Source organism: Clostridium sp. C1 (assembly GCF_018223625.1).
Lineage (GTDB): Bacteria > Bacillota_I > Bacilli_A > Erysipelotrichales > Coprobacillaceae > Allocoprobacillus.
Map to the genome: position 1 here is coordinate 1,913,879 of NZ_CP073631.1, position 12,983 is coordinate 1,926,861.

Sequence of the window (12,983 nt, forward strand, 5' to 3'; positions counted from 1 at the left end):
CAATACAAAAAGCTTATCACTTTATGTAATTCATAACGAAAAATACAGGGTTTTTATCCCTGTATAAAAAAATCATATGTTAATTGAATAACTTGACGAATATGTTTCAAATTATCATAGTTATGTGTAGCTCCTTCAATAGGATAAAAAGTTGGATTTACAAATCCTTTTAAATACTTTTTTGATATTTGAAATGGAACTGTTGTATCCTCTGTTCCATGAATAATCATTAAATCATTTTTATAAATATCCAAATCCTTATATAAATCTCTCGATGTTATATCTTCAACAAACTCATGAGAAATTTCAAAACCACCATGATCATAATAAGGAGCCTGTTCAACATGTCCTTTTAAATATTCAATCGCATCAGGTAGATTAAAAGCTGGTGCCCATAAACACATTTTAGAAATATCCTGTGGGAATCTTTTTGCTACTTCACTTGCAATGGCTCCACCCATAGAATGACCTAATAAATAAATATCTGTCACACAATCCATTTTCTTAACTTCTTCTAAAAGCTGAATAGCTGAATCCAGTTCATTTTGAAAAGTCATATCTTTAAATTCCAAATCTGATTCTCCACTTCCTAAAAAGTCCATACGCAAAGTTCCAATATTTTGCTTTTCTAACATTCTTGACAACTGAACATAAGAAAATTTTGTTCCTGTTTTTTGACCTGTAAACCCATGAAAAATAAGGCATACAGGAAACTGATTAGCATGTGGTTTATGAAAGAAACCTCTCATTGTTCCACGTTTTGTTTTCATTTCATAATACTCTTGCATATCATTTCTCCTTTATGGCTTTTAGAATCACTTCTGTTAAAACTTGATAACCATCTTCATTAATATGTAAACCATCAATAAAACAATTTGCATTTAATTGTCCATTTTCAAATAAAGAATCATAAACATTAATAAAATGAACATATTCATAAGGAATCATACGTTTATATTCTTGCATAATCATTTGTAAAATATCGTTACTTCTTAATCCTTGATGCATTGATTGATAACCATGAAGCTTTTCAATACACGGAATAGGACTTAACAAATGAATTTGGCATTCTGGTAAATTATAATGAATAATCTCCACCATCTCTTTAACATTCAAAGCAATATCTCTAGGACTTGCCATAATCGTATTTCCTAAATCATTTGTTCCTATTAATATAAAAACTTCACGTGGGCGATATTTAATAACACCTTCATCAACAAAATGCAGCAACATATCAGAAGTAATCCCACCAATACCACAATTATAAACAGGCCCTAAATCCTTAAAAACATGTTCTACATCATAATATTCAATAATAGAATCCCCATAGAAAACAATACTATTGTCTTGAATATATCTTTGTTGTTGAATAATTTGAATCATTCTTTTTAAAACTGATTCTCTCAACTGATAAACATTTGTATCATATTTCATACTTTCACGCATACAACCATCTCCTTATCACTATTATAACATAGCTTATATGAAAAGAATTTGAACAATGTATGTATTTATTGTTAAAGATTTTTTATATATGATATAATTATTATTGCATTTATCAATAGTGTGCTATGGAGGAAAACTGGTATTGATGTGATTTAATGGAGGAATATTAATGGAGTATTTAATTATACTCTATTTAATTCTTGTAGTTACATACAAGTTTTTAAATAAAAACTAGTGAAAACTACATTTCATTAAATTTATATCTTTAACAGTTAGCTAAAATAGCTAAAAGGAAGAGTTCCTGCTCTTCCTTTTCTTTATATCTTTACCAGTCTTTTGACTACACTTATAGTATAGCACAAACAATAAAAATGTAAACTTATTTATTTTATATGAAAATAATTTGAACACATAACATATAAACAAGAGTTCCTCCAATAATAGATAATAACGTGTTACGTTTGATAAGATGTAAAAGAATGACAGTTCCTACACCAATCATTTCACAAATCCCATGATTTCCACTCAGTAAATCAACACTTCTTAAACAATACACTACGAGCATTGCCATAATAGCATAAGGTAAAACATCTCCAAGATATTCAATGATAGGATATGATTTATTTTTAAAGATGAAAAAAGGTAGAACTCTGGTTAAAAAGGTTATAACTGCAATAATACTAATCAGTATAATCTCATGCATTTCCCTTTCCTCCTTTTTCGTATACATAAATCAAACTTAAAATAATACCTATCATAGACGGGATAATAAAAGCATCACTACCAAAAATCAATAAGCAAACAATACTGATTCCAAAACCAATATAAGTATAAAGATGTTTTGTTGAATTTAAATATTGATCTACAACAATCACAACAAATAATGCCGTCATTGCAAAATCTAATCCCGTTGTATTGATTGTTAGTAATGAACCAACAATACTTCCTATTAAACTCCCTATCACCCAATAACATTGATCAAAGAAAGAAATAAAAAACATATAATATTGAGGTAAACATCCTTTTGGTGTTTTTGCACTCACTAACAAAGAATAAGTTTCATCCGTTAAAGAAAAAATCATATAAGGCTTTAACTTCCCCATATCCTCAAATTTTTTAATCATAGATAATCCATAAACCAAATGTCTAGCATTAATCAATAATGTCATTATAGCCACATTTATTAATGTTGCTCCTGATGTTAATAAATTAATAGCGACAAATTGCATACTTCCAGCATAAATAAAAACAGACATGGCCAAAGCATAAATAAATGAATAACCTTTACTTTCTAAAAGCATACCAAAAGCCATACCTAATACAATATAACCCATCATAACCGGAATAGAAGCAATTAAGGCTTCTTTCATTGTTCTTTTCATTATTTCACCCCAAATCTATATGGCTCATATTTTAACATTATTCAGTTAATTTGTGAAATACAAAAATAGATTTTAATCATGAAAAATATAAAATTATATATTATTTTTGTTATTTATACAAAAAAAAGAAACACATCTTACAATGCATTTCTTTTAAAAGCATTATTATTTTTTAATTAAAACAAGAGATTCATATGGTTTTAATTGAATTGTATTTTCTAATGTTTGACGCCCTACATTAGATAATAGAATATCATATTGTGAAGCCTCAACTTCAATAGTTGTTGTTTCATCACCATAGAAATGATTATAGACAATGATTTCTTGATCTTGATATTGACGTTTATATGCATAAAGTGTTGGATGCTCTAACAATACAGGTTCATATGTTCCCAAACTAATGACTTGATATTGCTTTCTTAATTGAATTAATTTTTGATAGTAATAGAATACTGAATCTTCATCTTCTAGATTTTTTTCTACATTAATATCTTTATAATTATAAATTGGTTCTATCCATGATTCAACATCACTAAATCCTGCATAAGGTTTATCATTCCATTGCATTGGTGTACGTGCATTATCTCTTGATTTTGCTAATAAGATTTGATAAATTTCATCTTCTGGTATACCTTTGTCTCTTAAAATCTGATAAGCATTCAAGCTCTCGACATCACGATATTGATGAATATCTGTAAAATAAGCATTTGTCATACCAATTTCTTCACCTTGATAAATATAAGGTGTTCCTCTTAGCATATGGATTGTTGTTGCCAGCATTTTCGCTGATTCTTTTGGATAATTTTTGTCATCTCCAAAACGTGATAAAACACGTGGTTGATCATGACAGCACCAGAACACAGCATTCCATCCATGACCTTCTTGTATACCTAATTGCCAATCGTTTAATAATTGTTTTAATTCTTTAAAATCAAAGGGCATTAATGTCCATTTTTCTTTATTTTTATAATCAACTTTTAAATGATGGAAATTAAAAGCCATTGAAAGTTCATGATGTTCAGGATTAGTATATCCAATACAATTTTCAATAGAAGTTGCTGACATTTCTCCAACAGTGATAATATCATCATATTGTCCAAAAGAATTTTGAGCAAGTTCTCGAAGATAAGTATGAACCAAAGGACGATCTGTATAAAATCTCTTTCCAACACCTTCAAAGTCATCTTCAAAAGACTCTTTATCAATCAAATTAATAACATCAAATCTAAATCCCTTAATCCCTTTTTCAATCCAGAAATTAATAATATTTGCCATTTCTTTTCTCACTTCTGGATTTTTCCAGTTTAAATCAGCCTGTGTTTCATCAAAAAGATGAAGATAATATTCATCAAATTCTTCAACATATTTCCATGCATTTCCACCAAATTTTGATTCCCAGTTAGTTGGTGGATTATCATTCTTTCCTTTTTTAAAGAAATAATAATCTTTGTATTTTTGATCTCCTGATAAAGCTTTTTGAAACCATTCATGATAAGTTGATGTATGATTAAACACCATATCAAACATCAAATAGATATTTCTTTTCTTTGCTTCGCTAATTAATAATTCTAAATCTTCCATTGTTCCATAACGAGAATCAATAGAATAATAATCTTGAATGTCATAACCATTATCATTTTGTGGTGATACAAAGATAGGATTCATCCAAATATAATCAACACCTAATTTTTGCAAATAGTCAAGATGTTGAATAATTCCTTGTATATCTCCTAATCCATCATGATTCGTATCTTGAAAAGATTTAGGATAAATCTGATAAACAACTTTATCTTGAAAAGTCATCATTAGTTATCAGCTCCTTTCCATTGAAAAATATTTTCTTGTTTATATTGAACATCCTGGCCTTGACATTCAATATGTTGTCCACTTGTAAAAACGACAGGGGAAACAACAGATTTTCCTTGTGATAAAACATAATCAATATCAACTTTAGCTAAAACCTGTCCTTGAACAACTTGATCACCTTGTTGAACATAAGATTCAAAACCTTCACCATTTAATTGAACAGTATCCATACCAATATGAATCAAAACTTCCAGACCATCTTCACGTCTTAAACCATAAGCATGTTTTGTTGGGAAAGTCATGACAACTTCACCACTAAATGGAGCAAGAACTTGCCCATCTTTTAATTCAACTGCAAAACCATCACCCATTAATCCTTGAGAGAAAACTTGATCTTCTACTTCCGTTAATGGCATCAAACGTCCTTGCATTGGTGAGATAAAATCTTTTTCTTCTTGTTTTGTTGGAACTGTTAATTTCTTTTTACCCACAATCATTGTTAAAGCAAAAGGAACGACAATGGCAACTGCCATAGCTAATAAGAAATAAACCCAAAATTCTGGTTTAATAGAAATAATTCCTGGTAAACCTCCAACACCTATACTAAATGCCTGTACGCCACAACCAACAGAAATGACTGCTGCAATTGCTGATCCAATCATTCCACAAACAAGTGGGAAACCATATTTCATATTGACACCAAATAACGCTGGTTCAGTAACTCCTAAATAACAAGATATACATGCTGGAACATTAATTTGTTGAGCACGTTCATTATGTCTTTGTAAAATAGACATAGCTAATACACTTGATCCTTGCGCAATATTAGATAAAGCAATCATTGGCCATAAAATAGTTCCACCAAACATATTTGTTAATGTTGTATCAATAGCATTTGTCATATGATGTAATCCTGTCATAACGATAGGTGCATAAACCAATCCAAACACAGCAGCAAATAATACACCAAAACTTGAAGTTAAACCACCATAAACAACATCAGCAATACCATTACCAATAGCCCATCCAATTGGTCCAACAACAGTATGTGCAATAATCACTGCGGGTACTAATGAACAAAATGGAACAACAATCATACTAATGACACTTGGTGTGACTTTTCTAAAGAATTTTTCAAGATATACCAAAACAAATCCAGCCATCATGGCAGCAATGACCTGCCCTTGATAACCAATCATCTGCACTTGAGCAAATCCAAAATCCCATACTGGAATTTGATTAGCCGGTGTACTGGCTACACTAAATCCATTTAATAACTGAGGCGATACAAGTGTTAATCCAAGCACAATTCCCAGCATTTCTGTTGTTCCCATTTTCTTTGTGATAGACCAGACAATACCTACTGGTAACAAATGGAAAACAGCTTCACCAATTAACCATAAAAAGCTATATGTTCCAGCCCAGAATTGTGAAATATCTGCTAAACTTTGTGTTCCATTATTAAAGAAATTAATTTCTCCAATAATATTTCTAAATCCTAAAATCAAACCTCCACAAATCAATGCTGGAATCAGTGGAGCAAAGATTTCTCCTAATGCTCCCATCATTTTCTGTAACCATGTTTGATTTGTTTTTGAAGCATTCTTCACAGCTTCCTTACTTACACCTTCAATACCACTCACTTTAACAAAATCGTTATAAAATTCTGAAACTTCATTACCAATAATGACTTGAAATTGTCCTGATTGTGTAAATGTTCCTTTTGCAGAAGGTAGTGATTCAATTTTATCAATATCTGCCTTCTTAGAATCAACTAAAACAAAACGCATTCTTGTGACACAATGTGAAACAGCATTAATATTTTCTTTACCACCCACATACTCTAATAAATCTTTAGCATCCTTTTCAAACTTTCCCATTTTTTCTCTCCTTATCCTGTACGTACATGTTTTGTTTTCGCTTACATTTTAACTTGTACGTACATCTTTGTCAATAAGAAAATATGATTTTTCCACAAAAAAATAGACACATGACGTGTCTAATAATCCATATGTGATCTTCTGGCAAATTCAACAAATCTAAACTTATCTGGACGATGTTTTGATTCCGTGTATTGAAACAATGTCGCATCTTCTAAATAGGTATAACTTTTCACACATACAAGCAAATCAAAACCATCCATATCTAATAATTCTTTTTCCTGATCACTTGCCTGAATGACTGTAATTTCTTTTTTTGCAAAAGAAACTTTTAATCCCAAATCATTTTCAATATATTCATAAATAGAATCTTGAACAATTTCTTTTGTTAAATGAGGTATGACTTGAGCATTAATATAGTCAATATCTAAGATAATTTTTTCCCCATCAATATCTCTAATTCTTTCGATATGATAAACATCACCTTTTTGCATATAAAGTTCTTTTTTCAAATAAGTTGTCACAGGTATCTTTTCAAAACAATGCACAATAGTCATTACATCTCCCGGTAAAGTATGTGAAAGTTCTTTAAAGCTTGTTAAACCAGCAACTGGAAAAGCAATCTTTTCATGATCCAAAACAAGTGAACCTTTCCCTTTAGATGTATGGATATACCCATTTTGTTGTAAAAGAGATAATGATTTACGTATAGTATCTCGTGATGAATGGTAAAGTGTCATCAGTTCATTTTCGCTTGGTAAGAAAGTATGTGATGGAATTTCTTTCTTTTCAATTTTTTGTTTCAAATCTTCATAAATTTGCAGATATTTACTTAACATTTTCCCATTCCTCTATGATTTCTTTTAATTCCTTTAAATCTTCAACAATATAATCACAATGATATTGTTGAAATTCCTCTAAATTTCCATAACCATATAAAACGCCAATACATGGTATATGATTTTGATGTGCTCCAACAATATCATGTTGACGATCTCCTACCATGATACAATCTTGATTATTTAAATGCTCTTGCTTTAAACAATGTGCAATAATATCTCCTTTATTTTTAAGTTTTCCATCTAAACTAGCTCCATAAATTTCAGTAAAATAAGGAGTCAAAGAGAAATGATCCAAAATTTTTCTAGCAAAGACTTCAGGCTTACTTGTACATACATATAAATGTTTATCAGATAAGGATTGTAAAAATTCTTCCATTCCATCATACACCTTATTTTCAAATAATCCTTTAGTTGAAAAATATTCACGATATTTTTCGACAGCTTCCCAGCTTTGCTTTTCATCCATATGATAATATTCTTGAAAAGACACATCTAAAGGAGGTCCAATAAAAGGCTTTAATGTTTCTAAATCATGCACCTCAATACCAAAAGATTTCAAACTATACGCAACAGAGTGTGTAATACCTAAAAAAGGATCAGTCAAAGTTCCATCTAAATCAAATAAAATATTTTTCATTTCATCATCACCATTATCTATTATACATGATTTCCAAAAAGAAAAAAGAATCAGAAACCTGATTCTTTCTAGAATACATATTTTAAAGGGAGTTTTTATGAATTCTATTATCTTTACACCCATAATATACTTTGTCAATATGAATTAGATATGAACATTTCATTTTTCTTTAATTTTCTTTATATAAATGTTGAGGTATTTCAATATCATCAAATGTGACATAAGATATTTCATAACCTCGATGAATCCCCCTATAACAAGAATCTTTCCATAAGGGATTAACACTATAACCCCTGTTTTCTATTTCTTTAATAATATACATATGGAAAGTATAAAGATATAAATAAGGGTATGCAAAAACATAATGTTGCGTTTTTTGCCATCCATCTCCTCTTAAATAACAAATATAATCATGTTGTTGGAATAACTCTTGATTTGATAGTTGAGATATATTTTCCTGATGACATAAATCCATATGAACCCCTCCTCATATATGATTATGCATCAAACAAAAAAATATACAAAAAAGTGAAAGAGATGCTTTGGGGTTGCATCTCTTTCTTAGGGATATATGATAGATTTGAGGGGAATCAATACTATCGTATTTGTCTTTCGACACTATTAATATATATGAGAAATATGTCTTGAGTATGAACTTTTAAAATTTATGTGGTTTATTTAAAATTTCATGACAATGACGACAACGTGGTTCATAATGATCAACTGCCCCTACTAGAACAATGGGATCTTCAAATGATGCAGGATGTCCATCAACAAGTCTTTGCGTACGTGTTGCTGGAGCACCACATTTTGCACAAACAGCTGTTAATTTTGTTACAAATTCAGCACGTGTCAACAATTCAGGTAAAACACCAAAAGGTTCACCTCTAAAGTCTTTATCCAATCCAGCCACCATTACACGTAATCCTTTATCTGCCAGATATTCACATACATCAACAATATCTCTATCAAAAAACTGGACTTCATCAACGGCAATCACTTCTGTATCGGGTTTGACATATTTTAAAATTTCCTTTGAATCTTTCACCACAATACAAGGAACTTTCGTCCCAGCATGAGAAACAATTTCTTTTTCCGAATAACGATTATCAATAGCCGGTTTAAAAACAATGATATTTTTTTTAGCATAAGAAAGAACATTAATACGACGAATCAGTTCTTCTGTTTTTCCAGCAAACATACATCCACAGATGACTTCCAGCCAACCTTCACGATATTGATTATACATAATTTCAACCTCCACGAATAATTATTATACTATAAATATCCACAAATTTATACATCATTTATAAAATTATAGAAGTACATATTTCATTCATAATTCATCTTTATAATAAAGCACAGGTGATAAAAATGAATTGGTTAAGAAATTTTATGTATGGTAGATATGGTGTCGATCAATTGGGTAACTTTTTGTTTATCAGTTATATTATTTTGTTTGTTATTTCCTTATTTGTTCCTTATGTTGGATTTTTATGCTATGCTTTGATTATTTATAGTCTTTTTAGAATGTTCTCTAAACAAATCTATAAACGACAGGCAGAAAATGAATGGTTCTTATCAAAAACAACTGGGATTAGAAAATTCTTTAATCGTCAAAAAAACAAATGGAAATATCGTAAAACACATAAATATTTAAAATGCCCCCATTGCCATCAGTATTTAAGAGTTCCTAAAGGTAAAGGAAATATTACTATTACCTGTCCTACATGCCATCAACAATTTGATAAACGCACATAAAAAATGATATTCATCTTTTGATGTCTATCATTTTTTTATTGATTTTATTTTGTACGTTCAATTGTATATAAATAATGAAGTGTCTCTCCGTTATAATATCCTGTCATAAACTCATCTACCTTTTTCATACCAAGACTCTCTGCCACCTTGATAGATGAAATATTATCAGCTTTAATGATGGCATATAACTGATCTGCCTGTAAATTTTCAAAAGCATATTTTTGACAGCTTAATGCAATTTCTTTGGCATATCCATGATGCCAGAACTCCTCTTTTAACAGATAACCCACTTCCAATATCTGGGTATTCTGATAAAGCTGCATTGTCAGCCCTGCCTGACCAATCATTTCATTTGTCTCTTTTAAAATCATGGCCCATAATCCAAAACCATATTCCTTATATCTTTTTCTTTGACGATCTAGCCATGTCTGAACATCTTCTTTTGAAAAATCATGTTCATAAGCATACATCACATGTGGATTCTGTAATATTTGAGCTAAATCATCAAAATCACTTTGTTCTCATTCTCTTAAAAACAAACTATAAATGCTACTATTAATATGTACAAAAATGATCATATAAAAATGTACAAAATCAATTCAACATAATATAATAATTCAGTTTTTATTGGAGGTTATATTATGATTATGAATTTAACAGTCAATTCAAGTATTGAGATTAATTGCTTGCTTGATTTACCAAAATTGAAAGTATTAGTAGAGGAGTTAAAATTGAAAATAAATAAATCACAGATTGCCAGAGAGCTTGGTGTCGATAGAAGATTGATAGATAAATATATGAATGGTTATACTAAGCCAAAGAAAAGAGAAAGAAAAAGTAAGTTAGATAAATTTTATCAAATAATATATGACTTACTGATCAATCAAAATACTCAAGTTTTCTTTTATAAAAGAGTTTTATGGCAGTATCTAAAAGATAATCATGGATTAGAATGCTCAGCTTCACATTTTAGAAAGTGGATCAGTCAACATGAGGAATTCGATAAATACTTTAATGGCAGAACAAACAGGACAGTGAATGGTAAAGTTAGAAACAGTACTACAAATCATCAGTCAATCAAAAGAGAGACGGGTATGGGAGTTGAAGCACAATTAGACTGGAAGGAAAATATGCATTATACCTTAAATACAGGTGAAGTTATTGAATTAAATATCTTTGCACTTGTTTATTCCTATTCAAGATATAAAGTTAATTTTATTTCGCTTACAAAAAAGCAAGGTGCTCTATTCCATTATCTTGATCAGGCATTTGAAGCAGCAGGTGGTGTGCCTGACATTTTAAAAACCGATAATATGAAAACGGTTATGGATGAGGCAAGAACAGAATATTCGAGTGGAAAGGTCAATGCGAAGTTTCAACAATTTGCAAATGATTATGGCTTTGTAGTGAAACCATGTATTGCCGGAAAACCATGGAGTAAAGGAAAAGTTGAAGCACCAATGAAATTATGGGATGAACTATATGCCTATAATGGAAAATTAAACTATGCACAACTGAATGAAAAAGTAACGGAAATTAATGAAAGGCATAATTGCCAGGTGCACAGTGAAATAGGAAAAATTCCGAAGCTTCATATTCAAAAAGAAAAAGATTTCTTATCCCCCTTACCACAAGAAAAGATAAGAAATCAATATAAAATCACCATTAAACCAGTAAAAGTAGATTCACAAAGCTTATTTTCCTATAAAGGAAATAAATATTCCGCACCACCAGAATATATTGGTAAAACAGTGAAACTACAAATATTTGATGATTATATACATGTGCATTTTAACACAAAACTCATAACAATTCATCAAATATCTCAGTCAAAATACAATTATCATGAAGAGCATTATCAAAAAATATACGAAGTAAGTTTTAAAGATAGTTCGGATGAAATTAAACAACTAGCTAAGGAAAATTTAAATTTGATAGGAGAAATATACAATGAGTAGTACATATATGCAATTAAGAAATAACCTGAATTATTTGAAACTAAGTCAAATGAATGAAAATTTAGATGAGATATTGGATTACATAACTAAGAACAATCTATCCCTTACTGAAGGATTGATTAAATTGACCCAAATAGAAATCGATCATAGAGAAAAGAATATGATCAAATCAATGGTTAAAGTAGGAGCTTTTCCTCACCATAAAGAATTAAGGGATTTTGATTTTGATTTTCAATCATCAATTAATAAACAACAGATATTGGATTTTGAGACACTCAGATTCATTGAGAATTGTGAAAATATCGTATTTCTAGGTAATAGTGGTGTAGGTAAAACACACTTGGCTGTAAGTATAGGCATCGCCGCAGCAAAGCGTAGAAATAGTACATATTTCATCAAATGTCATGACCTTATTCAACAATTGAAGAAAGCAAATAATGAGAACAGATTGGAAGATCGACTTCGCCATTTTACCAAATATAAAGTATTGATCATAGATGAACTTGGCTATCTTCCAATTAATAAAGATGATGCGAAATTATTCTTTCAACTGATAGATAGACGTTATGAAAAAAGAAGCACGATATTAACTACAAATATCAATTTTAGTGAGTGGGATGAAGTTTTCTGTGATGCGGTAATGGCAAATGCCATTTTAGATAGAGTCCTTCATCACGCGCATGTGGTAACTATAACGGGTAAATCCTATCGGTTAAAAGATCATATGAAGCCAAACGAAGAGGAATCCTAATATTAAGAAGTATTCCTAGTTATATTGAACAGGAACATAATTGTACATCATAAATGATCATTTTTGTACAAAATTATATTGACATTTATACAAACGTTCTGTTTCTAAAATCATGATATTCCCCCTTATCTTTTATCTATAATATGCTTTGAAAAAAGAAACCTAAACAAAGCACAATCACTCCCACAATTACAAATAATGTCCCTACAAGACAACGTATCCATTGTCCACTCTTCTTGATATATGAAAGATGAGGTTTTTTCTGATTATAGATGACATCACATGTTTTTCCAACAATAAACACACCATTTGATGTCCATTGCGTTTTTTGTGTATAGTGATGTCCATCCACATCATACTCAAATATAGCTATGGCATTTTGTCCATTATCCTCTATTTTTGTTATTGTTCCTATGACACGACCATGATACCTTAATAATCTCACATATTCAGGTACACAACATAAAAGCCCTACAACGAAAAATAAAATTCCTATAATCCAAAAGACAATCATAATATA

Annotated in this window: 13 protein-coding genes and 2 pseudogenes; 3 read left to right on the top strand and 12 right to left on the bottom strand. The window is 30.1% G+C overall.

Going from position 1 to position 12,983, the window contains the following annotated elements; translation table 11 throughout:
* Positions 1-53 precede the first annotated feature (53 nt).
* The 10 genes from KEC48_RS10275 to KEC48_RS10320 all read right to left on the bottom strand — a co-directional run bounded on the left by KEC48_RS10275 (position 54) and on the right by KEC48_RS10320 (position 9,242).
* Positions 54-788 (bottom strand): alpha/beta fold hydrolase, encoded by a 735-nt coding sequence (locus KEC48_RS10275; RefSeq protein WP_211962155.1) that lies wholly within the window; start codon positions 786-788, stop codon positions 54-56.
* A gap of 1 nt (position 789) precedes the next feature.
* On the bottom strand, positions 790-1,446 hold the full coding sequence (locus KEC48_RS10280; RefSeq protein WP_211962156.1) for a GDSL-type esterase/lipase family protein: 657 nt from the start codon (positions 1,444-1,446) through the stop codon (positions 790-792).
* 388 nt (positions 1,447-1,834) lie between these two features.
* Complete coding sequence (locus tag KEC48_RS10285) at positions 1,835-2,149, bottom strand: AzlD domain-containing protein (RefSeq protein ID WP_211962157.1); 315 nt, start codon at positions 2,147-2,149, stop codon at positions 1,835-1,837.
* Positions 2,142-2,828 carry an AzlC family ABC transporter permease gene (locus KEC48_RS10290; protein ID WP_211962158.1) on the bottom strand — a complete coding sequence of 229 codons (687 nt, stop codon included), beginning with the start codon at positions 2,826-2,828 and terminating at the stop codon, positions 2,142-2,144. Before KEC48_RS10290 ends, KEC48_RS10285 begins: the two co-directional genes overlap by 8 nt.
* Before the next feature lie 165 nt (positions 2,829-2,993).
* Positions 2,994-4,631 carry an alpha,alpha-phosphotrehalase gene (gene treC / locus KEC48_RS10295; RefSeq protein ID WP_349291059.1) on the bottom strand — a complete coding sequence of 546 codons (1,638 nt, stop codon included), beginning with the start codon at positions 4,629-4,631 and terminating at the stop codon, positions 2,994-2,996.
* Positions 4,632-4,633: 2 nt separating this feature from the next.
* The gene (treP, locus tag KEC48_RS10300) at positions 4,634-6,514 is read right to left on the bottom strand and encodes a PTS system trehalose-specific EIIBC component (protein WP_211962160.1); all 1,881 of its coding nucleotides are present in this window, start codon (positions 6,512-6,514) and stop codon (positions 4,634-4,636) included.
* Positions 6,515-6,633: 119 nt separating this feature from the next.
* A complete protein-coding gene (gene treR / locus KEC48_RS10305) occupies positions 6,634-7,353 on the bottom strand; it encodes a trehalose operon repressor (protein WP_211962161.1) in 720 nt (239 codons plus the stop codon).
* Complete coding sequence (locus tag KEC48_RS10310; RefSeq protein ID WP_087357325.1) at positions 7,343-7,993, bottom strand: HAD family hydrolase; 651 nt, start codon at positions 7,991-7,993, stop codon at positions 7,343-7,345. The genes treR and KEC48_RS10310 overlap by 11 nt, the downstream gene beginning before the upstream one ends.
* Positions 7,994-8,162: 169 nt before the next feature.
* Positions 8,163-8,468: a pyrimidine dimer DNA glycosylase/endonuclease V gene (locus KEC48_RS10315; protein ID WP_211962162.1), complete on the bottom strand. Its 306-nt coding sequence runs from the start codon at positions 8,466-8,468 to the stop codon at positions 8,163-8,165.
* Between the two features lie 183 nt (positions 8,469-8,651).
* Positions 8,652-9,242: a thymidine kinase gene (locus KEC48_RS10320; protein WP_087357323.1), complete on the bottom strand. Its 591-nt coding sequence runs from the start codon at positions 9,240-9,242 to the stop codon at positions 8,652-8,654.
* A 125-nt stretch (positions 9,243-9,367) separates the two neighbouring features.
* Here KEC48_RS10320 and KEC48_RS10325 point away from each other — a divergent pair, with 125 nt between their 5' ends.
* Entirely contained in the window at positions 9,368-9,754 is a 387-nt protein-coding gene (locus KEC48_RS10325; RefSeq protein ID WP_087357322.1) for a hypothetical protein, read from the top strand.
* Between the two features lie 44 nt (positions 9,755-9,798).
* Here KEC48_RS10325 and KEC48_RS10330 read toward each other — a convergent pair.
* A pseudogene (locus tag KEC48_RS10330) lies at positions 9,799-10,263 on the bottom strand (GNAT family N-acetyltransferase); the annotation flags it as partial.
* Positions 10,264-10,395: 132 nt separating this feature from the next.
* Here KEC48_RS10330 and istA point away from each other — a divergent pair.
* Positions 10,396-11,708 (top strand): annotated as a pseudogene (gene istA, locus KEC48_RS10335) (IS21 family transposase).
* Positions 11,705-12,463, top strand: coding sequence for an IS21-like element helper ATPase IstB (gene istB / locus KEC48_RS10340; protein ID WP_087298346.1), 759 nt, complete (start codon positions 11,705-11,707; stop codon positions 12,461-12,463). Before istA ends, istB begins: the two are co-directional and overlap by 4 nt.
* A 136-nt stretch (positions 12,464-12,599) precedes the next feature.
* On the opposite strand, the gene KEC48_RS10345 is transcribed toward istB, so the two are convergent.
* Positions 12,600-12,977, bottom strand: coding sequence for a DUF3592 domain-containing protein (locus KEC48_RS10345; protein ID WP_087357321.1), 378 nt, complete (start codon positions 12,975-12,977; stop codon positions 12,600-12,602).
* Positions 12,978-12,983: the final 6 nt, after the last annotated feature.

Bases quoted from the DNA above. Each gene is read 5' to 3' on its own strand.
- istB (WP_087298346.1), top strand. From the start codon at position 11,705: ATGAGTAGTACATATATGCAATTAAGAAATAACCTGAATTATTTGAAA.
- KEC48_RS10315 (WP_211962162.1), bottom strand. From the start codon at position 8,468: ATGGATTTATGTCATCAGGAAAATATATCTCAACTATCAAATCAAGAG.
- treR (WP_211962161.1), bottom strand. From the start codon at position 7,353: ATGTTAAGTAAATATCTGCAAATTTATGAAGATTTGAAACAAAAAATT.
- KEC48_RS10345 (WP_087357321.1), bottom strand. From the start codon at position 12,977: ATGATTGTCTTTTGGATTATAGGAATTTTATTTTTCGTTGTAGGGCTT.
- KEC48_RS10325 (WP_087357322.1), top strand. From the start codon at position 9,368: ATGAATTGGTTAAGAAATTTTATGTATGGTAGATATGGTGTCGATCAA.
- KEC48_RS10280 (WP_211962156.1), bottom strand. From the start codon at position 1,446: ATGCGTGAAAGTATGAAATATGATACAAATGTTTATCAGTTGAGAGAA.
- KEC48_RS10310 (WP_087357325.1), bottom strand. From the start codon at position 7,993: ATGAAAAATATTTTATTTGATTTAGATGGAACTTTGACTGATCCTTTT.
- treC (WP_349291059.1), bottom strand. From the start codon at position 4,631: ATGACTTTTCAAGATAAAGTTGTTTATCAGATTTATCCTAAATCTTTT.
- KEC48_RS10290 (WP_211962158.1), bottom strand. From the start codon at position 2,828: ATGAAAAGAACAATGAAAGAAGCCTTAATTGCTTCTATTCCGGTTATG.
- KEC48_RS10320 (WP_087357323.1), bottom strand. From the start codon at position 9,242: ATGTATAATCAATATCGTGAAGGTTGGCTGGAAGTCATCTGTGGATGT.
- KEC48_RS10285 (WP_211962157.1), bottom strand. From the start codon at position 2,149: ATGCATGAGATTATACTGATTAGTATTATTGCAGTTATAACCTTTTTA.
- treP (WP_211962160.1), bottom strand. From the start codon at position 6,514: ATGGGAAAGTTTGAAAAGGATGCTAAAGATTTATTAGAGTATGTGGGT.
- KEC48_RS10275 (WP_211962155.1), bottom strand. From the start codon at position 788: ATGCAAGAGTATTATGAAATGAAAACAAAACGTGGAACAATGAGAGGT.